Source organism: Streptomyces sp. CNS606, assembly GCF_000426325.1.
The window spans coordinates 231,081-251,898 of the sequence record NZ_AUFD01000007.1 but is presented as its reverse complement, the minus strand read 5'-3'; the positions used below and the strand labels follow the sequence as shown (position 1 = coordinate 251,898).

At 73.7% G+C, this 20,818-nt stretch carries 23 protein-coding genes; 9 read left to right on the top strand and 14 right to left on the bottom strand.

Features of this window, described 5'->3' with window-relative positions:
• Window positions 1–41: 41 nt before the first annotated feature.
• A complete protein-coding gene (locus K304_RS0104660; RefSeq protein ID WP_027762796.1) occupies window positions 42–503 on the bottom strand; it encodes a MaoC family dehydratase in 462 nt (153 codons plus the stop codon).
• A 101-nt stretch (window positions 504–604) separates the two neighbouring features.
• Window positions 605–1,141, bottom strand: a complete 537-nt coding sequence (locus K304_RS27280; RefSeq protein ID WP_486591572.1) for a hypothetical protein — start codon at window positions 1,139–1,141, stop codon at window positions 605–607.
• Between the two features lie 261 nt (window positions 1,142–1,402).
• On the opposite strand from K304_RS27280, the gene K304_RS27275 reads away from it, so the two are divergent.
• Window positions 1,403–2,263: an SDR family oxidoreductase gene (locus K304_RS27275; RefSeq protein WP_051307867.1), complete on the top strand. Its 861-nt coding sequence runs from the start codon at window positions 1,403–1,405 to the stop codon at window positions 2,261–2,263.
• On the top strand, window positions 2,260–2,844 hold the full coding sequence (locus K304_RS0104645) for a TetR-type transcription factor C-terminal domain-containing protein (RefSeq protein WP_027762795.1): 585 nt from the start codon (window positions 2,260–2,262) through the stop codon (window positions 2,842–2,844). Before K304_RS27275 ends, K304_RS0104645 begins: the two co-directional genes overlap by 4 nt.
• A gap of 37 nt (window positions 2,845–2,881) precedes the next feature.
• Here the strand turns inward: K304_RS0104645 and K304_RS0104640 are convergent, their stop codons facing one another.
• The 4 genes from K304_RS0104640 to K304_RS0104625 all read right to left on the bottom strand — a co-directional run bounded on the left by K304_RS0104640 (window position 2,882) and on the right by K304_RS0104625 (window position 5,957).
• The gene (locus K304_RS0104640; protein WP_027762794.1) at window positions 2,882–4,096 is read right to left on the bottom strand and encodes an acyl-CoA dehydrogenase family protein; all 1,215 of its coding nucleotides are present in this window, start codon (window positions 4,094–4,096) and stop codon (window positions 2,882–2,884) included.
• A gap of 5 nt (window positions 4,097–4,101) precedes the next feature.
• Window positions 4,102–5,151: a phosphotransferase family protein gene (locus tag K304_RS0104635; RefSeq protein ID WP_051307865.1), complete on the bottom strand. Its 1,050-nt coding sequence runs from the start codon at window positions 5,149–5,151 to the stop codon at window positions 4,102–4,104.
• 108 nt (window positions 5,152–5,259) lie between these two features.
• Window positions 5,260–5,565 (bottom strand): DUF202 domain-containing protein, encoded by a 306-nt coding sequence (locus tag K304_RS0104630; protein ID WP_027762792.1) that lies wholly within the window; start codon window positions 5,563–5,565, stop codon window positions 5,260–5,262.
• A complete protein-coding gene (locus K304_RS0104625; RefSeq protein ID WP_037789227.1) occupies window positions 5,562–5,957 on the bottom strand; it encodes a DUF202 domain-containing protein in 396 nt (131 codons plus the stop codon). Before K304_RS0104625 ends, K304_RS0104630 begins: the two co-directional genes overlap by 4 nt.
• A gap of 118 nt (window positions 5,958–6,075) precedes the next feature.
• Between K304_RS0104625 and K304_RS0104620 the strand changes: the two genes are divergently transcribed.
• The 6 genes from K304_RS0104620 (at window position 6,076) to K304_RS27260 (ending at window position 13,715) form a co-directional block, all read left to right on the top strand.
• Window positions 6,076–7,731, top strand: coding sequence for an FAD-binding dehydrogenase (locus K304_RS0104620; protein WP_027762790.1), 1,656 nt, complete (start codon window positions 6,076–6,078; stop codon window positions 7,729–7,731).
• 113 nt (window positions 7,732–7,844) lie between these two features.
• Window positions 7,845–8,783 (top strand): hypothetical protein, encoded by a 939-nt coding sequence (locus tag K304_RS0104615; protein WP_027762789.1) that lies wholly within the window; start codon window positions 7,845–7,847, stop codon window positions 8,781–8,783.
• A gap of 52 nt (window positions 8,784–8,835) precedes the next feature.
• Window positions 8,836–10,368, top strand: a complete 1,533-nt coding sequence (locus tag K304_RS0104610; protein ID WP_027762788.1) for an APC family permease — start codon at window positions 8,836–8,838, stop codon at window positions 10,366–10,368.
• A 136-nt stretch (window positions 10,369–10,504) separates the two neighbouring features.
• Window positions 10,505–12,175 (top strand): SpoIIE family protein phosphatase, encoded by a 1,671-nt coding sequence (locus K304_RS27270; RefSeq protein ID WP_051307863.1) that lies wholly within the window; start codon window positions 10,505–10,507, stop codon window positions 12,173–12,175.
• Window positions 12,172–13,308, top strand: a complete 1,137-nt coding sequence (locus K304_RS27265) for a cobalamin-dependent protein (protein WP_051307861.1) — start codon at window positions 12,172–12,174, stop codon at window positions 13,306–13,308. Before K304_RS27270 ends, K304_RS27265 begins: the two co-directional genes overlap by 4 nt.
• Window positions 13,305–13,715, top strand: a complete 411-nt coding sequence (locus K304_RS27260) for an STAS domain-containing protein (protein ID WP_037789224.1) — start codon at window positions 13,305–13,307, stop codon at window positions 13,713–13,715. Before K304_RS27265 ends, K304_RS27260 begins: the two co-directional genes overlap by 4 nt.
• Window positions 13,716–13,739: 24 nt before the next feature.
• On the opposite strand, the gene K304_RS0104590 is transcribed toward K304_RS27260, so the two are convergent.
• The 8 genes from K304_RS0104590 to K304_RS27245 form a co-directional block, all read right to left on the bottom strand.
• A complete protein-coding gene (locus K304_RS0104590) occupies window positions 13,740–14,618 on the bottom strand; it encodes an RNA polymerase sigma factor SigF (RefSeq protein ID WP_078528509.1) in 879 nt (292 codons plus the stop codon).
• Between the two features lie 130 nt (window positions 14,619–14,748).
• On the bottom strand, window positions 14,749–15,183 hold the full coding sequence (locus K304_RS27255; RefSeq protein ID WP_051307859.1) for an ATP-binding protein: 435 nt from the start codon (window positions 15,181–15,183) through the stop codon (window positions 14,749–14,751).
• A 117-nt stretch (window positions 15,184–15,300) separates the two neighbouring features.
• Window positions 15,301–16,548: a PP2C family protein-serine/threonine phosphatase gene (locus K304_RS0104580; protein ID WP_027762786.1), complete on the bottom strand. Its 1,248-nt coding sequence runs from the start codon at window positions 16,546–16,548 to the stop codon at window positions 15,301–15,303.
• A complete protein-coding gene (locus K304_RS0104575; RefSeq protein ID WP_027762785.1) occupies window positions 16,548–17,564 on the bottom strand; it encodes a SpoIIE family protein phosphatase in 1,017 nt (338 codons plus the stop codon). Before K304_RS0104575 ends, K304_RS0104580 begins: the two co-directional genes overlap by 1 nt.
• The gene (locus tag K304_RS0104570) at window positions 17,549–18,055 is read right to left on the bottom strand and encodes an anti-sigma regulatory factor (RefSeq protein ID WP_486591571.1); all 507 of its coding nucleotides are present in this window, start codon (window positions 18,053–18,055) and stop codon (window positions 17,549–17,551) included. The genes K304_RS0104575 and K304_RS0104570 overlap by 16 nt, the downstream gene beginning before the upstream one ends.
• Window positions 18,052–18,525 (bottom strand): STAS domain-containing protein, encoded by a 474-nt coding sequence (locus K304_RS27250; protein WP_051307899.1) that lies wholly within the window; start codon window positions 18,523–18,525, stop codon window positions 18,052–18,054. Before K304_RS27250 ends, K304_RS0104570 begins: the two co-directional genes overlap by 4 nt.
• Window positions 18,526–18,547: 22 nt before the next feature.
• Entirely contained in the window at window positions 18,548–19,423 is an 876-nt protein-coding gene (locus K304_RS0104560) for an STAS domain-containing protein (protein WP_027762783.1), read from the bottom strand.
• A 101-nt stretch (window positions 19,424–19,524) separates the two neighbouring features.
• Window positions 19,525–20,451, bottom strand: a complete 927-nt coding sequence (locus K304_RS27245) for a Ppx/GppA phosphatase family protein (protein ID WP_051307897.1) — start codon at window positions 20,449–20,451, stop codon at window positions 19,525–19,527.
• A gap of 134 nt (window positions 20,452–20,585) precedes the next feature.
• Here K304_RS27245 and K304_RS0104550 point away from each other — a divergent pair, with 134 nt between their 5' ends.
• On the top strand, window positions 20,586–20,804 hold the full coding sequence (locus K304_RS0104550; protein ID WP_027762782.1) for a DUF4236 domain-containing protein: 219 nt from the start codon (window positions 20,586–20,588) through the stop codon (window positions 20,802–20,804).
• Window positions 20,805–20,818 lie beyond the last annotated feature (14 nt).

The following is a 20,818-nucleotide window of genomic DNA, read 5'->3' as shown; positions in this document are numbered from 1 at the left end:
CGTGCGGCGGAGGAGGCCGGAGGAGGCCGGAGGAGAGAGGCTCACCAGAAGAAGCGGCTCACCGATTCCGCGACGCAGACCGGCTTGGCGCCGCCGTCCCGCTCGATCGTCACCTTCGTGGTGAGCTGGACGCCGCCGTCGACGTCGGAGACGTCGGTGAGTTCGGCCCGCGCGCGCAGCCGGGAGCCCACCGGTACCGGAGCGGGGAACCGCACCTTGTTCACGCCGTAGTTGATGCCCATGCGCACGCCGTCGACCCGGATCACCTGAGGCACGAACGCGGGCAGCAGGGAGAGGGTGAGATAGCCGTGCGCGATGGTGCCGCCGAACGGTCCGTCCGCCGCGCGCTCCGGGTCCACGTGGATCCACTGGTGGTCGCCGGTGGCGTCCGCGAAGAGGTCGACGCGCTTCTGGTCGACCTCCAGCCAGTCGCTGACGCCCAGCTCCTCGCCGACCGCCGCCCGCAGTTCCTCTGCCGAGGTGAACACCCGGGGCTCCGCCATCGCTGCAACCTCCCGCACGCCGTGCTCGGTACGCCCGGTGGCCGGAGTGCCACTAAGCGCTCGCTCAGCATGCGACGCGCGGGTCGTGCTGTCAACGGGAGTTACCGAGGAGTACCCGCGAGGCGGGCGCTGTCCCCGGCGTGCGCGGCCCCGTCCCGCGTGCACCGGGAGTCGTCGCCGTTCCCGGTCACCACGGAAGGCGGCGGGGCCGCCGCGCGCTCCATCGCCTGGATCAGCCGCCGCAGCACGACGGCCAGCGGAGTGTCGGGCGGGGCCGTCGGGTCCTTGCAGGGGAGCAGCGACCGTCCGCCCCAGGTGGCCGCGTGCCAGTCGTCCAGCGCCGTGGGCTGGCGGATGCCGTCGTGCTTCTCCCGCCGTCTGCGTTCCGCGACCTCCTCCTCGTAGGCCAGCCAGACGTCCCGCGCCTCCTCCAGCTCCTCCAGCGCCGAGACCAGCAGCTCCGGGTCGGGCTCGCGGTCCTCGGGGGAGATGCCCGCCCGGCTGCACAGGTGGTGCCACGTGGCCCGGTGGCCGTACGGGGCGAAGCGCTCAAGGCATCTGCGCAGGGCCTGTCGCCGCTGCGAGGGGGCTCTGTCGGGGTCGCGAACCTGCTCGGCGAGTGCTCTGAAACCGGCCAATCATCCCACCTCCGGCTGAGTGGACCCGATGCCTTCCGGTGATGTGACGTACCGGAGGCCGCATCGGATCCGCTTTCCCGGGAGTCCTGTCGTCGTCCCACGGGACCGGGTGCCCCGTATTCCGTCAACGCAGTACACCGGCGGCCCGTTCCCGCACGTCTCTTCACCTTCCCCGCCCTTCCCGTCGACATACCGACCGGTTAGTCTGCCGACCGGGGCCGGCCCGTGAGCACGGTGAGAGCCCCGGAGACGGAGGGGAACATGGCGGAGACGGTGAGTGCGCGGACCGGCCGAGCGGCCCGGCAGCGCGTCGTGGTGACCGGAGGCGCGCGGGGTATCGGGGAGGCGCTCGCGCGCCGCTTCGCCACCGAGGGCGCGCTGGTCGCGGTGAACGACCTCGACGCCGAACGGGCGGCCGGAGTCGCCCGCGACATCGGCGGGGTGGCCGTGCCGGGCGACGCCTCCGAAGCCCTCGCCCCGGCCCGGGAAGCGCTGGGCGGCGAGATCGACGTCTTCTGCGCCAACGCCGGCGCCGCCCCCGAGGGAGGCCCGGAGGCCCCGGAGGAGCTGTGGGCGTCGGCGTGGGACGTCAACGTCATGGCCCACGTGCGCGCCGCGCGGGAGCTGCTGCCCGGCTGGCTGGACCGCGGCCACGGCCGGTTCGTCGCCACCGTCTCCGCGGCCGGGCTCCTCACCATGGTCGGCTCCGCGCCGTACAGCGTCTCCAAGCACGCCGCCTACGCCTTCGCCGAATGGCTCCACCTCACCTACCGGCACCGCGGGGTCCACGTGCACGCCGTGTGCCCGCAGGGGGTGCGCACCGACATGCTGCGCGGCACCGGCCGCGCGGGCGACCTGGTACTGGCGCCCAACGCCATCGAGCCGGAGGCCGTCGCCGACGCCCTCCTCGAGGCCGTCGCCGAGGACCGCTTCCTGGTCCTGCCCCACCCGGAGACCGCGGGCCAGTACGCGCTGCGCGCCACCGATCCCGGTCGCTGGCTGGGAGGCATGAACCGGCTCCAGCAGAAGCTGGAGCGTACGCTGGACCGGCCCGAGGGCGAGAGCGGGGGCCGGGAGAAGGACCGGGGAGAGCACCGGGGGAAGGCGGGGACGCAGACGTGACGGACGAGGCCCGGCTTCCCGTACCGCAGCGCCTGCTCGCGGCGGCCACGCGGCTCTTCGCCGACCAGGGCTACGACCGCACCTCCGTACAGGAGATCGTCGAGGCCGCCGGCGTCACCAAGGGCGCGCTCTACCACTACTTCGGGTCCAAGGACGACCTGCTGCACGAGATCTACGGCCGCCTGCTCCGGCTTCAGCAGGAACGGCTGGACGCCGTCGCCGGCCGTGAGGCCCCCGTCGAGAGCCGGCTGCGGGACGCCGCCGCCGACGTGGTGGTGACCACCATCGACAACCTCGACGACGCGCGGATCTTCTTCCGCTCCATGCACCAGCTCTCCGACGAGAAGCAGAAGCAGGTGCGGGCCGAGCGGCGCCGCTACCACGAACGCTTCCGCGCGCTGATCGAGGAGGGCCAGCGCGGCGGCGTGTTCACCGACGCCACTCCCGCCGACCTGGTCGTCGACTACCACTTCGGCTCCGTGCACCACCTCAGCAGCTGGTACCGCCCGGAGGGGCCGCTGAGCCCGCAGCAGGTCGCCGACCATCTGGCCGGTCTGCTGCTGCGCGCTCTGCGGCCCTGACGTCCACGACGGGACGGGGCCGGTCCGCCCCGCGACGTCAGGCGAACCTCTTCAGCTCCCGCCGGGCCAGCGACCGCTGGTGCACCTCGTCCGGCCCGTCGGCCAGCCGCAGCGTCCGCGCGGCCGCCCACAGCTCGGCGAGCGGAAGGTCCTGGCTCACCCCGGCGGCGCCGTGCAGCTGCACCGCGCGGTCCAGGATGTCCGTCACCGCCCGCGGCGTCGCGATCTTGATGGCCTGGATCTCGGTGTGCGCGCCCCGGTTGCCGACGGTGTCCATCAGCCACGCCGTCTTGAGGACGAGCAGCCGCAGCTGCTCCACCTGCACCCGCGCGTCGGCGATCCACGCCCGTACCTGGCCCTGGTCTGCCAGGGGCCTGCCGAACGCCTCCCGGCCGGCCGCGCGCCGGCACATCAGCTCGATCGCCCGCTCCGCCATGCCGATCAGCCGCATGCAGTGGTGGATGCGGCCCGGGCCCAGACGTGCCTGGGCGATGGCGAACCCGCCGCCCTCCTCGCCGATCAGGTTCTCCACCGGCACCCGTGCCTCGTCGAAGACCACCTCGGCATGCCCGCCGTGAGAGTGGTCCTCGTACCCGTAGACGGTCATCGCCCGCCGTATCCCGACCCCGGGAGTCTCCCGCGGCACCAGCACCATGGACTGCTGGCGGCGCACGTCCTCGGCGTCCGGGTCGGTCTTGCCCATCACGATGAAGATCCGGCAGTCCGGGTGCATCGCCCCGGAGATGTACCACTTGCGCCCGGTGACGACGTACGCGTCGCCGTCGCGCCGGATGCTCGTCTCGATGTTGGTGGCGTCCGAGGAGGCGACCTCGGGCTCGGTCATGGCGAACGCGGAGCGGAGCTCGCCGGTCAGCAGCGGCTCCAGCCACCGCCGCCGCTGCTCGGGATCGCCGAACTCGGCGAGCAGCTCCATGTTCCCGGTGTCCGGTGCGGAGCAGTTGAGGGCGACGGGGGCCAACTGCGGGCTGCGACCGGTGATCTCGGCGAGCGGTGCGTACTGGAGGTTCGTCAGCCCGGCGCCGTAGGTGCGGTCCGGCAGGAAGAGGTTCCACAGCCCCTGGCGGCGCGCCGCCGCCTTCAGCTCCTCCACCACCGGCGGCGTCTGCCACGGCGACTCCAGTTCCGCGCGCTGCTCGCGGGCCACCGTCTCGGCCGGGTGGACGTGCTCGTCCATGAAGTGCAGCAGCCGCCGGCGCAGTTCCTCGGTGCGCGCGTCGTAGGCGAAGTCCATGCGGGTCAGCCCTCCTGAAGGGTGGCGAGGCCGTGGTCGATGAAGAGCGGCACGAGATCCCCGATGCGGTCGAAGCCGGGGCCCACGGTCTGCCCGAGCTTCCAGCGGTAGTGGATGCCCTCCAGGATCACGGCGAGCTTGAAGTAGGCGAACGCGGTGTACCAGCCGATCCCCGACACGTCGCGGCCGGACCCGGCGGCGTACCGCTCGACCAACTCGGCCGGTTCCGGATGCCCGGGGGCGCCGCGTACCGAGGTGAGGGGGGAGCCGGGCACGTCCGGATGGCTGCTGTACATCGCCAGCAGGCCGAGGTCGGTGAGCGGATCGCCGAGCGTGGACATCTCCCAGTCCAGCACCGCGGTGATCCGGCCCTCGCCGTCCGCAAGGACGTTGTCCAGCCGGAAGTCCCCGTGCACCACCGTCGGTTCGGGGGAGCGGGGCAGCGCCTCGGCCAGCGCACGGTGCAGGTCGTCCACGCCCTCCAGATCGCGGTTGCGCGAGGCCTCCAACTGCTTTCCCCAGCGGCGCAGCTGTCGCTCCAGGAAGCCCTCCGGGCGCCCGAACGACTCCAGGCCCGCCTCCCCCGGCTCGACGGCGTGGAGCGCGACGAGGGTGTCGACCAGCGACAGCACCAGGGCGCGGGTGCGCTCCGGGCCCAGCGCCGACAGCTCGGCGGAGGACCGGTAGGGCGTTCCCGGCACGTACTCCATGAGGTAGAACGGCGCGCCCAGCACGTCGGGGTCCTCGCAGAGCAGCAGCGTCCCCGGCACCGGCACGGGAGTGTCCCGCAGCGCCCGGATCACCCGGTACTCCCGTGCCATGTCGTGCGCGGTGGCGAGCACGTGCCCCAGCGGGGGCCGGCGCAGCACCCAGCGGGACGTCCCCGCGTCGACCCGGTAGGTGAGGTTGGACCGGCCGCCCTCGATCACCTCGGCGTGCAGCGGGCCGTCCACCCGTCCGGGCCGCTCCCGTTCCAGGTAGGCGCCCAGCCGCGCCAGGTCCAGCCCCGGCGGGTGCGCCGCGGCGTCCCCGCCGTCCCCGGTCTCCTCGGTCATGCGGCCTCCTCGCACTCGGACGTCTCAGCGGAACCGGTACCGATCATGCCGACTGGTCGGTATGCCGTCCAGAGGGAGGCCGCGGAAACCCCGTCGCCCCGGCCCCGGCTACCAGAGCAGTACCACCCCGAGCAGCGCCATCACCAGGGCGCAGAGCACCGTCGCCCGTACCGGTCCGCCCTGAGTGCCCGTGACCGCGGCTCCCGCCAGCGCCCTGATCCGGCGGTGCGCCACCACCAGGAACCCCAGCCACGCCAGCGCCCCCAGTGCGGCTGCGCCGTACGCTGCCGGGGCCGGATCGTAGAGCGCACTGCGCACGGCCAGCGCGGCCACCACCGCGAAGGCCAGGGTGGTGCGCCGCCAGGCCAGCCGGGTCCGCTCGGGCTGCGCGCCGGGCGGCTCCGGAGCGTTCACGTGACCCGGCCCAGCACCACGGAGCCCACCACGACCAGCGCGGCCACCGCCGTGGCCAGACTCAGCAGCACGGGGAACCGGGAGGCCGGCAGGTCCTCGCCGCGCCGCATCGCCCGCTCGCAGCGCACCCAGTGGTTCACCGCCCGCAGGGCGCACAGGCCACCGCCCGCCAGCAGTGCCAGCGCGATCGCCGTCCGCGCGCCCCAGCTCATGCCGGTGAGGAACTGGTCCACCGCCATGCCCCCCGCGACGAGGGCCAGGGCCGTACGGATCCAGGCGAGGAACGTCCGCTCGTTGGCCAGCGAGAAGCGGTAGTCGGGCGTTCTGCCCTCCGCGCGCAGCCGCTGCGGGGCCAGCCACAGCCGGAAGGTGTCGAAGAACCGGTGGATCATGGGACGAGCCTAGAAGGTGCGACGGCCCACGACGGTCCCGTGAGGGGTGTCACGGGGGCGATCGAGAGATTACTCTCCAGTTTCCCGTCGTCCCGCGAGCGGAGAAGCAGGTGAAGGCATGACGTACGACGCCGAGGTGATCGTGGTCGGTGCCGGTCTGGCGGGCCTCGCGGCCACCGCCGAACTGGCCGATGCCGGGCGCCGGGTGATCCTGCTCGACCAGGAGCCCGAGCAGTCGTTCGGCGGCCAGGCCCACTGGTCGTTCGGCGGTCTCTTCCTCGTCGACTCGCCCGAGCAGCGCCGGATGCGCATCCGCGACACCCGGGAACTGGCCTGGCAGGACTGGCTGGGCACGGCCGGCTTCGACCGCGCCGAGGACCACTGGCCGCGGCGCTGGGCCGAGGCGTACGTCGACTTCGCCGCCGGGGAGAAGCGGTCCTGGCTGCGGCAGCAGGGCGTGCGGTTCTTCCCCGTCGTCGGCTGGGCCGAGCGCGGCGGCTACGACGCGACCGGTCACGGCAACTCGGTGCCCCGCTTCCACATCACCTGGGGCACCGGCCCCGGCCTGGTGGAGCCCTTCGCCCGCCGGGTGCGGGCCGGAGTCGCGCGCGGCCTGGTGGACCTGCGGTTCCGGCACCGCGTCACCGGCCTGGCCCGCAGCGCGGGCGCCGTCGACACGGTCACCGGCGAGATCCTGGCACCCAGCGACGCCGAACGCGGCACCGCCAGCAGCCGCGAGACCACCGGGGCCTTCGAACTGCGCGCGCAGGCGGTGATCGTCACCTCCGGCGGGATCGGCGGCAACCACGACCTGGTCCGCGCCAACTGGCCCGAACGGCTGGGGACTCCGCCGCGCCGGATGCTGTCCGGCGTGCCCGCCCACGTCGACGGCGAGATGCTCGGCATCACCGAAGGGGCAGGCGGCCGCCTCATCAACCGCGACCGCATGTGGCACTACACCGAGGGCATCGAGAACTGGAACCCGATCTGGGCCCGGCACGGCATCCGCATCCTGCCCGGCCCGTCGTCCCTGTGGCTGGACGCCACCGGCAAGCGGCTGCCCGTCCCCCTCTTCCCCGGCTTCGACACCCTCGGCACCCTCGACCACATCATGCGCACCGGGCACGACCACACCTGGTTCGTCCTCAGCCGCAAGATCGTCGAGAAGGAGTTCACGCTCTCCGGCTCCGAGCAGAACCCCGACCTGACGGGCAAGTCCGTCCGCGACGTCCTCGCCCGGGTGAAGCCGGGCGCCCCCAGCCCCGTGCAGGCGTTCCTCGACAACGGCGCCGACTTCGTCGTCGAACGCGAACTGCCCGACCTGGTGCGGCGGATGAACGCGCTCACCGGCGAGCAGCTGATCGACGCGAGCGCCCTGCGCCGGGAGATCGAGGCCCGGGACCGCGAGATCGGCAACCCCTTCACCAAGGACCTCCAGATCACCGCACTGCGCGGGGCGCGCGGATACCTGGGCGACAAGCTGATCCGTGTCGCCACGCCGCACCGCATCCTCGACCCCAGGTCCGGTCCGCTGATCGCGGTGCGCCTGAACATCCTGACCCGCAAGACGCTCGGCGGGCTGGAGACCGACCTGTCCTCCCGCGTGCTCACCGAGGACGGCGAACCGCTGCCCGGCGTGTACGCCGCCGGCGAGGTCGCGGGATTCGGCGGCGGGGGCGTGCACGGCTACCGCTCGCTGGAGGGCACCTTCCTCGGCGGCTGCCTCTTCTCCGGCCGCACGGCCGGCCGGGCCGCCGCCGAGGCGGTCGGCTGAGCCGCCGGCCGAACGGAAGGAGCCGCACCGCTTCCACTCCCCGGGGCTTCACAGGGAGTTCACAGAACCTTGCTTGACGTGATCTCGTCACTCAGGTTTCGTGAGCGTCGACCATGACACCCCCACCCCCACCACCCTCCTTCCGGCTGTCCCGGCGCGGCGGCGGCAACGCACCCGACGCCGCACTCGACGACACGGACCTCGCCGCCGCCCGCGACGCCCTCGCCCAGGGCCGCTGGGGCGACAGCCGTACCCTGCTCGCCCACACCCGTGAGGACTGGGACCGGCGCGGCCACCGCCTCGTCGTCCTCGCGGACAGCCCGGGCAGCCTCGCGTGGGCCCGCGAGTGGCAGCAGACCGAACCGGAGAGCGGCGACGCCGCCGCGCTGGCCGCCTGCGCGGCCGTCAGCGCCGCCGTGCGGGGACGTGAACGCCCCGAGAACGCCCGGCAGGTCGTCGAGGACGCCGCGGCCCGCACGCCCGCCGACCCCAGCCCGTGGCTGGCCTCGCTGCTCCTCGCCCGGCACACCGGCACCCCGGACGAGGCCCGCCGCGCGTTCCACGAAGTCACCGTCCGCCACCGCGAACACCACCACGCCCACCACCTGATGGCGGCCGTGCTCGCCGAGAGCCCCGACCCTCACACGCTCTACGAGTTCGCCCACACCTCCGCCTCCCACGCCCCCGCCGACTCCCCGCTGGCCCTGCTCCCGGTCGTCGCCCACGCCGAACGGTTCCGCGCCCATCGCGGCGGCGCCCGCACGGCAGACCGCGCCGCGGGGGAGCACTGGACCGGGCGGCACGCCGCCCACCTGGTGCGCAGCGCCTTCGACTGGTGGCTGGAGTGGGGAGGCGAGGAGGGGCACCCGCGCCGCGCGGTGGACCTCAACTTCCTCGCCTACGCCAAGTTCCACGAGGGACGGCTCGCCGAGGCCGCCGCCCTCTTCCAGCGGGTCGGTTCCCTCGTCACCCCGGCCCCCTGGTCGTACACCGGCCGCGACGCGTACAAGGCGTTCCGCGCGGCCCGCGCCACCGCGTACGGCAGCGCCTGACCCCGCACCACGGAGAACCGACCCCGGCGACCGGAGAGGAACCGAACCCGCCATGCTCACGGGCAGCACAGAAGAGATCAGCACCTACAAGGGGCAGCACAGAGCGCTGCGGGCCGGGCGGATCGGCACCGTCGGGCTGCTGCTCTCCGTCCTCGCGGCCACGGCGCCGCTGATGGTCGTCGCCGGCGTCATGCCCACCACGTACGCCGTGATGGGCATCACCGGTCAGCCGCTGCTCTTCGTGATCCTGGCCGTCGTGATGGCGCTGTTCAGCGTCGGCTACGCGGAGATGAGCCGCCACGTGCACAACGCGGGCGCCTTCTACGCCTACATCGCCCGCGGCCTCGGCGGCTTCACCGGCGCCGGCGCCTCGTACGTCGCGCTCACCGCCTACAACGCCATGCAGGTCGGCATCTACGGCATCTTCGGCTTCGAGGCGTCCCTGCTGCTGGACACCTATCTCGGCGTCCAGGTCGCCTGGTGGGTTCCCGCCCTCGTCGCCGTCGCCCTGACCGGGGTGCTGGGCGCCCTGAAGATCGACCTCAACGCCCGGGTGCTGGGCGTGCTGCTGGTCATCGAGGTGCTGCTGATCGTCGTGGTCGACCTGGCGTTCGCCGCCGACCCCGGCCCGTCCGGGCTCTCCCTCGCCGCCTTCGACCCCGCCACGCTCTCCGGCGCCGGACTGGGCACCGCCCTGTGCTTCACCGTCGCCGCCTTCGTCGGCTTCGAACAGGCCCCCGTCTACGCGGAGGAGACGAGCCGCCCGCAGACCGTGGTGGCCCGCGTGATGTTCCTCGCCGTCGGCTGCGTCGCGGTGTTCTTCGCCCTCACCTCCTGGCTCATGAGCGTCGCCACCGGGCCCGGAAAGGTGGTGAGCGCCTCCCAGGAGCACGGTCCGCAGCTGCTCTTCGTCCTCAGCGACGCACGCCTGGGCGGCACCTTCACCGACGCGCTCCACCTCTTCTTCGTCACCGGCATCTTCGCCTCGATGCTGGCCTTCCACAACGTCGTCGCGCGCTACGCCTTCGCCATGGGGCGCGAGGGCCTGCTCCCCGCCCGGATCGGCCGCGCCTCCGCGTCGACGGGTGCCCCGGCCTTCGGCTCGCTGCTCCAGACCGTCGTCGCCTTCCTGGTGGTCGTCGGCTTCGCCGTCACCGACGACACGCCGGTGGGCGACCCCACCACCCCGGTCCTGCGGCTGTTCACCTGGATGGGCAACCTCGGCGCGCTCGGCGTCATCGTGCTGATGGCGCTGGCCTCCGTCGCGGTCATCGCCTTCTTCGTACGGCGCGGCGCGGGCGCGGCCCAGGGCCCCAGGCTGCTCTGCTCCGGCCTCGCCGCCCTCGGCCTCACGGTCATCTTCTGCTACGCGGTGGCGGACTTCGAGGTGCTCATCGGCACCGGCGACGGATCGGCGCTGCGCTGGATCCTGCCCGGTGTGCTGCTCGTGGCCGGCGCCGTCGGCGTGGCGGCCGCGCTGGCGCTGCGGGCCCGCAGCCCGGAGTCGTACGCCCGCATCGGCCTGGGCAACGAGGCGTTCCGCCTGGAGAACGCGGCGGCGAAGAGCGGCGGCCGGGCCCGGTAGGCTCCGGCGGGGCCGGGCGAATCGACCGTGCTTGCCGGGGTACCAGGGAATGCGGGATCGTCCCAGGTGCAGGCATGTCGACTCTCGTCCAGGCGAAAGGTGGTGCGGCCCGCCGCGTGAGCGGGCCCACAGCTCGATGAGTATCCCGGAGAAGACCGCGACCGGTCAGCACGAGGACCGGGCGTGGGAGGACGCGGTATGGGGCGTGTCCCCGTACCCGGTGCTGCTGGCCGACGCCGCCGGTGTGATCACCGAGAGCAACGACGCGGCACGAAGGCTGCTCGGCGTCGCCCCCGGCATGTCGCTCGAACGGGTCGGCCCCTGGCTGCACCGGGAGCACGACGACCTCACCAGGACCGGTGCGCACGATCCCCCGACCGCGACGGCCTCGCGCACCGCCCGGGGAGACCTGGGAACACGGGTGTTCGAGGCGCAGGGAACGCGCCGCGCGGGCGGCGGTGCGGTGTGGTGGCTCGCCGAGACCACCGGCCTGCGGGACGCCGAGGAGGCCCTGCGCGGCGAACGGGAGCAGACCGCTCTCCTCGAGCAGCTCTCGAACACGCTGTCGGCCTCGCTCAACGCCGAACGCTGCACCGAGACCGTGGCGCAACTGGCCGTGGAGCACCTCGCCGACGCCGCGCTGCTCGTCACGCCGCACACCGGGCGCCTGCTCCCGGTCACCTCCTGTGTCCACGGTGCCCCGCTGCACCGGGAACGTGTGCGTGCCGAGGCGGCGACCCTGCCCGGGCTGAGCGAGGCGCTGCGCGGCTTCCCACCGGTCCCGTCCCGCTGGATCGACCCCGCGGCCCTGCCCACCTGGGCCGTTCCCGAGGGCTTCGACGGCACACCCGCCTCCGTCGTCGTCACGCCCCTGCCAGGCCACGGTCTCCCCGCCGGCGCGCTGATCCTGCTGCGGCACCGCGACCACGGCGCCTTCACCGAGGGCGAGGAGGTCTTCGCCCGGCTTTTCGCCGCCCGCGCGGGCGCCGCCCTGTCCGCCGCCCGTATGTACGCCGAACAGTCCGCCATCACCGCCACACTCATGCGGGAACTGCTCCCGCCCGCGTTGTCCCACCACGGGGGAGTGGAGTTCGCCGGCGGCTACCGCGCGGCCCGGGACACCGGACGGGTCGGCGGCGACTTCTACGACGTCCATCCCGGTGCGGGGGACGGGCAGGAGACGCTGGCCGTACTCGGGGACGTGTGCGGCAAGGGGCTGGAGGCCGCCGTCCTCACCGGAAAGATCCGCAACACCCTCCAGGCGCTGCTGCCGCTCGCCGCCGACCACGCCCGCATACTGGAACTCCTCAACGGCGCCCTGCTGACCTCCCACCACACCCGGTTCGCCACCCTCGCCCTGGCCTCCGCGGTCCGCCGCGGCAGCCGTGTCCATCTCCGCCTCACCAGCGCCGGCCACCCGGTTCCGCTTCTCGTCCGCAACGACGGCCGGGTGGAGGAGGCCGACACGCGCGGCACACTGGTCGGCGCGCTGCCGGAGATCTCCGCCACTACGGCCGACGCGGTGCTGGAACCCGGAGAGACCTGTCTGCTCTACACCGACGGCATCACTGAGGCCCGGGGCGGCCCGTTCGGGCAGGAGCTCTTCGGCGACGCCCGGCTGCGCGAGACGGTCGCCGAATGCGCGGGCATGCCGGCCGAGGCGGTCGTCGAACGGGTGCAGATGCTCGCCGCCCAATGGGTCGGGCAGGGCCGGCACGACGACATGGCCCTGCTCGCCGTGTCGGCTCCCCGGCATCCACGCCCGGTCCGCGCCGACGCCCCGGCGGAAGGCGAGGCCCCCGCATGAGCCCCGAACCGTCCGGCACGTCCACCAGAACCGGACCCGGCGACCCCGCCGCGGCACGCGACGCCCTCTGGGACGCCGCGCTGACCGGGGACGAGTACCGTGCGGCCGGGGTCGTCCTGCCACTCCTGGAGGCCGGTACGCATCCCGAGACGGTGCTGCTGGAGGTGATCGCGGGCGTGCAGGCGAAGGTCGGGACCGAATGGGCCGCCAACCGCCTCACCGTGGCCCAGGAGCACACCGTCTCCGCCGTCAACGAGCGTGTCGTCGCCGCTCTCGCCCACCACCCGGCGGTCCGGGCACGCCAGCGCACGAGACTGGGCGGGATCACGGTCGCCTGCGTCGACGGGGAATGGCACGCGCTGCCCGCCCGGCTGCTCTCCGAGGTGCTGCGACTGCGCGGCTGGCGGGTCGATTTCCTCGGCGCACAGGTCCCCACCGCGCATCTGATCGGCCATCTGCACGAGTCCGGCTCCCACGCGGTCGCGCTGTCCTCCTCGCTCCCCACCCGGCTCCCCACCGCGCACGCCGCGATCAGCGCCTGCCAGGCCACCGGTGTACCGGTGCTCGCCGGGGGCGCCGCGTTCGGGCCCGACGGCCGCTACGCCCGCCTGCTCGGCGCCGACGCATGGGCGCCCGGGGCGCGCGAGGCCGCCGACGTCCTGGCCCGCGGCCTGCCCTCCACGGGCATCGACCGTGCACGCCAGGCCATCGAGGACCTGCCTCATCTGAGCGACCAGGAGTACACCCTGGTCACCCGGACGGCGCCGGACCTGGTCCGGCAGACCTTCGCCGGTCTGGAGGAGAGGTTCCCTGCGATGCGGGGCTACTCCGAACAGCAGCGCCGGCACACGGCCGAGGACGTGGCGCACCTCGTCGACTTCCTCGCCGCCGCCCTCTACACGGACGACGCCCGGCTCTTCACCCGGTTCCTCACCTGGACGGCCGGCATCCTGACAGCCCGCGGTGTGCCGGCCGCCTCCCTGGAACCGGCCCTGTCGGTCCTCCGCGGACTGCTGCACGACTTCCCCCGGGCCTGCGCCGTCCTCGCCGAAGGAGTCCGTGCCGTCGGCGAGGACGGCGCCGGTCCTGATCCCGCACCCCGCACCGCTCCCGTCACCGGAAAGCCTGCATGACCGACCTGCCGCCGCACTCGTTCCACACCACCGTCACCGTCGTCGGCGAGGGCACCGTCACGCTGCACCTCAACGGCGACCTCGACTACGACACCTCGGAGGATCTGCTCCGCGCAGTCGAGCTTCTGCTCAGCGGCGAGCACACGGACATCCCACACGGCGTACGCGAACTCCGCCTGGACTGTGCGGAGGTGCGAGCCTGCGACTCGATGGGGCTGTCCACCCTCCTGCAGGTGCACCGCCGGGCCACCGCGGGCGGCCTCCCCCTGCGCCTGGATCACCGCACCCCGGCACTGGAGCGGCTGCTCGACATCACGGGCACGCTCGCACACTTCACGGCCGGCCCCGGGGCGGACCGCCCGGACGCGGTCCCCGGCCGGGCGGCGGGGGAGACGGACGGAGGCTGACCGCCGGGCTGGAGGGACCGAGGGTCAGTCCTCGACCAGTGCGGTGCGCAGCCGCCGCAGGCAGCCCGACAACAGGCGGGACACGTGCATCTGGGAGATACCGAGCCGTTCGCCGATCTGCGACTGCGTCAGCTCCTCACCGAAGCGCATCTCCAGGATGCGCCGGTCCCGCGCCCCCAGCCGGGCCAGGTACGGCTTGAGCGCGTGGAGCGACTCGATGGTCTCGAACGTCGGGTCGCAGTCGCCCAGCCGGTCGGCGAGCCGGGGCCCGTCGCGGTCGTCCTCCCCGTCGTCGGAGGCGCCGTCCAGTGAGTCGGCCGTGTAGCCGTTCGCCGCGACCTGGCCCTCGACGACCTCCTCGACGCTGATGCCCAGATGGTCGGCCAGCTCCTGCGGCGTCGCCGACCGCCCGAGTGAGGCGAGCAGTTCCTCGCCCGCGACGGCCAGCCGGATCCGCAGTTCCTGCAGGGCGCGCGGCACGTGCACGGCCCAGGTGGTGTCGCGGAAGAAGCGCTTCATCTCGCCGAGGATGTACGGCACGGCGAAGGAGGTGAACTCCACGCCCCGGTCGAGGTCGAACCGGTCGATCGCCTTGATCAGGCCGATCGTGCCGACCTGGACGATGTCCTCCTCCGGCTGGCCGCGGTGCCGGAAACGGGCGGCCGCGAACCGGACCAGCGACAGATTCATCTCGATCAGCGTGTTGCGGGCGTACTGGTAGGCGTGCGTGCCCTCCTCCAGCGTGCGCAGCCGCTCGAAGAACAGTCGCGACAGCCGGCGGGCGTCCTTGGGCGCGACGGCGCTCGGCACGTCGAGCTGGGGGAGTCCGGCGACGTCGCCGTCGGAGGTCTCCGCCTCGGCCCGATGGGGCTCCACCGTGGACATCTCGGTCGCGGGAGTCATTCCGGGCCCTCTCCTCGTGAACTGTCGTCGGACGGCAACAAGAAGGACCTGCCCCGGAAAGCGATCCGTACACGTCCCCGGTCTCCGACCGGCCCGAACACGTCGTTCGCGGGACGGGACCGGCCCCCTCTCACAGCAGGGGGAGGTGCGCGGTGACCGTCTTGCCGCCCCCGCCGTGCCGGGCGATCGTCACCCGGCGGGCGAGCCGGCAGGCCAGCGCCCATCCGTACCCGCCCAGAGCGGGCGTGCCGTTCGTCGACGGCTCGCACCGCCGCGGCATCTCGTCGCTGCCGTCCGCGATGGTGAGGATCAGGCAGTCGCGGTGGATGCGCGCCTGGAAGGCGGTGATGCCGCCGCCGTGCCGGATCGCGTTCGTGGCCAGTTCGGAGGTCACCAGCAGGGCGTCCGCGACCGTGACCGTGTCGTCCTGGAGTTCCGCGCCGGCGGTGCCGAAGTGCAGCTCCAGCAGGTGGATGACGCGTTCCCGTGCCTCCGCCGCCGTGTCCGGCGGCGGTATCGGTTCCCGGGCTGCGGCCGGCGGCCGTTGGTTTCTCAGCTGTTCCATCTGGGCGTCTCGTTCCGTCTCCGTCTCCGTCTCGCATGCCCGCTCGTCGGCCGCGCATGCGCCGGGGCTCCGGGCGCCGACCCGGACGGCGGCGCCGTCCGTACGCGGGTGGGTCGTTCATCCGCCCTCGGGAGGGAGCCGCATGGCCAGCGCGAGGGTGTCGTCGGGATGCAGCACCACGGTGTGCATGGCGTCGGCGACGGCGCCGGGCACCTCCTCGATGGGCCGCTCCCGGTGCTCGACGGCCGCAGCGACCAGCCGTGCCTCGCCCTCGACCGGGTCGCGCCGGCTCTCGGTGAGGCCGTCCGTGTACAGCAGCACCAGGTCGCCGGGCGCGAGGCCGACGGTGAGGGTCCCCTCGCTGCCGGGCAGGGGGAAGCCGACGCCGCGGCCGCGTACCTCCAGGTACTCCGTGGTGCCGTCGCGCCGCACCAGCAGGGCCGGCGGATGGCTGCCGTTGGCGAGCGACAGAAGCCCGGTCGCCGGGTCCAGCCGGGCGAGGAGCACGGTGGCCATCGTCTCGGCGTCCACCCCCGAGACGATCTCCCCGGCGCGTTCGACGAGAGTCGCCGGCGGATGCCCCTCCAGCGCGAGGGTGCGCACCGCGTGCGTGACGTTGAGGGCGTCCCGCGTGCTGCGCACCCCGTGGCCCAGCGCGTCGACCACGGTGATGTGCACGGTGCCGTCGGGGAGGGTGAACCAGTCGTAGAGGTCGCCGCCGGTCGGGGCGTGGATGTCGGCCGGGGCGTAGTGCACGGCGAGTTCCAGCCCGGGAACGGTCAGCGGCGCCGGGCGCAGCGCGTCCTCGAGCTCCCGCAGTATGCGGCCGTGGGCGCTGCGCAGCTGCTCGTCCCGCTCCTCCAGTTCGACGTACAGCGCGAGGACGCCGCTGTTGGTCTCGTCGAGCTCGTGGGTGAGCCTGCGGTGTTCGGCCGCCAGCGAGTCCGCCCGGTCCAGGACGGCGCGCAGTTCCTCCTCCGCCGCGTCGTCGTCACCCTCGCCGTCCGCGCCGTCGACCACCGCAGGCCGGTCGGGGTCCGCGGTCAGCGGCAGACGCCACACGGTACGGCCGTCCGCCGTCGTCTCGGCGGACAGCGGCAGCCTGGCCGGCGCGGCGCGTTCGCGCGCGGGCCCGGCGTCCAGCGTCACGGTGAGGACGCCCGGTCCGGCCTCCCGGTGCGGGCCGGCCTCCGCGGTCAGCCGTACGCCACGGCCCGCCTCCGTCTCGCGGCGGGCGACCAGGGCGACCGACAGGGTGAGCCGGGCCCGCTGCTCGGCGGGCAGGCCGTGCAGCCGAGCGAGGCGCCGCACCGCCCGCCGTACGTCCGGCAGCGTCGCCAACAGGGCTGTGGCCGACGGGGTCATCACAGTCCTCCCAGGCTGAGTGCCGTGGCGTCGTCACGGTACTTGCGGTGACGGTGCGCCAGAGCGGCCGGCAGCAGCTCCGGTGGCAGTCGCAGCAGGAACGGACTGGGGGCGTGCGACCAGCGGGACGCTATGCCGTCCGAGTAGAGCACCCCCACCTGGCCGGTGCGCAGCGGCACGCTGCGGACCTGCGGTGTGGGGATGTTCCAGCCCACCACGCCGGGCCGGCCGTCCATCCGGCGATGCTCCTCGCGCGGGGACAGCACGCACAGCCGCACGTTGCCGACGCCGCAGTACTCGGCGCCGCCCTCGTGCAGGCGGAGCAGGCCCACGGCGGCGCCGCGGGTGTGCCGCAGGCTCCGGTGCAGCCCCTGCACGATCTCCGGCAGCGTGCGGTCGGCCAGTCCCTCGAAGGCGCGCAGTGCGGTGTGCGCGGCCAGCGACGCATGCTCGCCGTGCCCCAGTCCGTCGACCACGATCGCCGTCGGCGCCCCGGCGTCCCCGGCGACGGCGCAGCCGTCGCCGCAGCACTCCTCACCCTCGGCCGGAAGCCGGACCATGCCCGTCCGCAGCGCCGGCGGCGGCGTGTCGGGAGGGGTGATCCGCGCGGCGGCGACGGTGCCCTCGCCGGGTTCGGTACGCACCTGGAACCCGCCGGCGATCCGCTGCACGGCACCCAGCCCGGTGCCCAGCGTCCCGGTGGTGGTGTACCCGTCGGAGAGGCACCGGGTGAGTTCGGCCATGCCGGGACCGCGGTCGGCGGCGAGGATCTCCAGCCCCGGGGCCCCGGTTGCCGGCTGGAGGTACACCACCCCGTCCACGGCGTGCTTGTGGAGGTTGCTGGCCAGCTCGCTGGCCACTGCGCCGGCCTGGTCGGGCAGCGCGCCGGTCAGCCCGCACCGGGCCCCGATCTCCCGTGCACGGGACGCGGCCAGGTGCACGGCGCTGTAGTGGTCGATGCGCACCTCGGCCGTCGGCGGCGGCTCCGCGCGGCGGCTGTTCACCGGTCCGCCCATCGCACGGCGGTCACCACGGTTCCCTTCCCGGGCGCCGAGTGCACCTCGAAGTCGTGCATGAGGCGCCGCGCGCCGCCCAGGCCGTGCCCGAGCCCGGCGCCGGTGGTGAAACCGTCGGTCAGCGCGCCCTCCAGGTCGGGGATGCCCGGCCCGTCGTCCCGCACGGTCAGCCGCAGCCCGGCGCCGCGCGCCTGGTGCAGCGCGTCGAGGACCAGCGTGCCGCCCCCACCGTGGATGTAGGCGTTGCGGGCGAGTTCGCTGGCCGCGGTCACCACGCGCGTCTGGTCGACCAGGCGGAACCCCAGGGCCTGCGTGGCGGAGCGCACGGCGTGCCGGACCGTCAGCAGGTCCTGCTCGGTGCGCACCGGGTAGGACTCCGACGCGGAGTCGGGCGAGGCTCCCGGCCCGGTCCGCTGATGTCCGATCCGGTGGCCGGGCCCGTCTCCGAACCGGGAACGCGACGCGTCGCGCGGATCGTCGGGGAGGGTCACTCCTCGGTCACCCTCTCGCCGTCACCGTCACCGTCACCGTCACCGTCACCGTCACCGTCGCTGTGCGGGTCGGGCCGGGCGCCCTCCCGGGTCTGCCGCCAGCCGAGCGCGGCCATGCCCGCCTCGGCGTTCAACGCGGTCTCCACGCCGGTGAGTTCGATGCCGAGCTCCACCAGGGTGATGGCCACCGGAGGCCGCATCCCGGCCACGATCACTCGCGCGCCGAGCAACTGGGCCATGGTGCTCAGCTCCATCAGCGCCCGCGCCACGAACGAGTCGATGATCTCCACCCGGGAGATGTCGAGCAGCACCCCGCGGGCCCGGTCGGAGACGATCCGGGCGGTCAGTTCCTCCGCCAGCGCCATGGCGGTGGTGTCGTCCAGCTCGCTCAGCAGCCCGGTGACGAGCGTGTCGCCGAGCCGGAGGATCGGCAGCGTGCCGGCGCTCGCGGCGTGCTCCGGGAGGGGCACGGAGGTCCGCGCCGGGAGGGAGTCAGCCACGGGCGCTGCTCCGCGCACCCGCCTGCCGCGAGGTGAGCTCCATCGCGGCCTCCAGCGCGTCGGCGAGGGTGGCCCGGGTCAGGATGTCCGACAGGTCGATGCCCAACTGCACGATGGTCTGCGCGATGCCCGGCTGGATGCCGCTGATGACGCAGTCCGCGCCCATCATGCGGACCGCCTTCACCGTCTGCATCAGGTGCTGCGCGACGGACGTGTCCACCGTCGGCACACCGGTGATGTCGATGATGGCCACCGACGCCTCGTGCTGCTGGATGGCCTCCAGCAGATTCTCCATCACCACCTGGCTGCGCGCGGTGTCCAGGTTGCCGATCAGCGGCACCGCCAGCACCTGGCGCCACAGCCGGACCACCGGCGTCGAGAGTTCGAGCAGTTGACGGCTCTGCCGCCGGATGATCTCCTCGCGCCCCTCCACGAACGTCTCGAAGCACAGTGCGCCCGAGGCGTCCAGGATGCGGCTGACCAGCAGGGCCGCGGCGAGCATCTGCCGGCCTTCGGCCAACTCCTCCTGCACGGCCTCCAGCAGGGCTTCCTTGAGCTGCATCACCGCCAGCGACGTCACCGTCGGGGACGCGCCGGCCCGCGCCCGCCGCAGCGACAGGTCCATCACCACGTCGCGCAGCCCGGCGTGCTCGACGATGATGCGCTCCGCCGGCAGACCGGCGGCGAGTGCCGAACCCAACGCCGTCACCAGGGCGTCCGCATCCTCGTGCAGCTCCGACTCGACCAGGTCGTCGCGCAGCCCGGACCGCTCCACCTGCAACTGCACCCAGCGGTCGGCGATCTCGGTGCCGCGCTGCGACAGCACCTCGCTCAGACGATCCCGAACAGCAGACTCCGTGACACTCATGCCCGAACTTTGCCACACCCCGGTGTCGGCTCCCTCCCCAGCGGGCCTCTGCGGCCCCCCGGGACGGGTCCGTCCCGGGGAGCGCCCGTCGATTCCGGCGCTCACCGCGACAGCTCCGCGAGGCGCTGGAGGAGCAGGCCCTCGCGCACCGCCCACGGGCAGACGGTGACCTTCTCCAGCCGCATCTGCCGCATCGCCGTGTGCGCCACCACGGCGCCGGCCAGCGCCTGACGGCTGCGCGGCCGGCTGATGCCGGGCAGCTTCGCGCGCTCGGCGGCGGGCAGGCCGGCCAGTATCGTCACTGCTTTGCGCAGGTCGGCGCGGGACAACTCGCGCGTGACGTGGGCGCCTTCCTTCGCGGGCGGCGCTCCGCACATCCTGGCCAGCTGCTGGAAGGTGCGGGACGTCGCCACCGCCGTCACCGGCTCCTCGGCACGCACGCGGGCGGAGATCTCCCGCAGCTGTTCCTCCGCCCGGCTGCGGACGGCCTTCACCGCGCGCTTCGGCGGCGGGTCGGCGCGACCGAAGTACCGCCGGGTCAGTCGGCCCGCGCCCAGCGGCACCGAGATGGCGAAGTCCGGCACCCGGGTCCCGCCGAAGGCGATCTCCAGCGAGCCGCCGCCGATGTCCAGTACGACCATCGGCCCGGCCCGCCAGCCCATCCAGGCCCGTGCGGCCCGGAAGGTCAGTTCCGCCTCCCGCTCGCCGGGCATCACCCGCAACTCCAGCCCCGTCTCGGCCAGGACCGCGTCCAGCACCTCGTCCCGGTTCGGCGCGTCCCGGATGATCGCCGTCGCGAAGGCGTCCAGGTCCGCGACGCCCCAGCTCTCCGCCTCCTTGCGGGCCGCGGCCACCGCGTCGGCCAGCAAAGTGATCGCGCAGGCGGGCAACCGCCCGTCCCGTTCGACGAACTCCGCCAGCCGAAGGCGCTGTTTGGCCGTGTGCACCCGTGCCGGCACGGCCCCGTCGAGGTCCGCGACCTCCAGCCGCACCGTGTTCGATCCCGCATCCAGCACACCCATTCGCATGCGCTCGTGCGTACCCGCACCGGTCGGGGAACACCCGTCGCCGTCCGGGTGCACTCCGCCGAACACCGGGTACGCGACACGGTGTACGCGGGTTCCGCGACGACATGCGGACCCGCGGAGAGGAGAGAGACGCCATGGCGATCACGTTCCGCCGCAGCATCCGCATCCTGCCCGGAGTGCGGCTCAACCTGAACCGCCGGTCCTGGTCGCTGACCGTCGGCTCGCGGCGCGGTCCGAAGCACACCTGGTCCTCCACCGGTCGCCGTACGACCAGCTACGACCTGCCGGGGCCGTTCGGCTACCGCCGCTCCCACCGCTCGCGCCGCAGCGGCGGACGGACCGTCAGCCGCTGAGACGGCACCCGGGC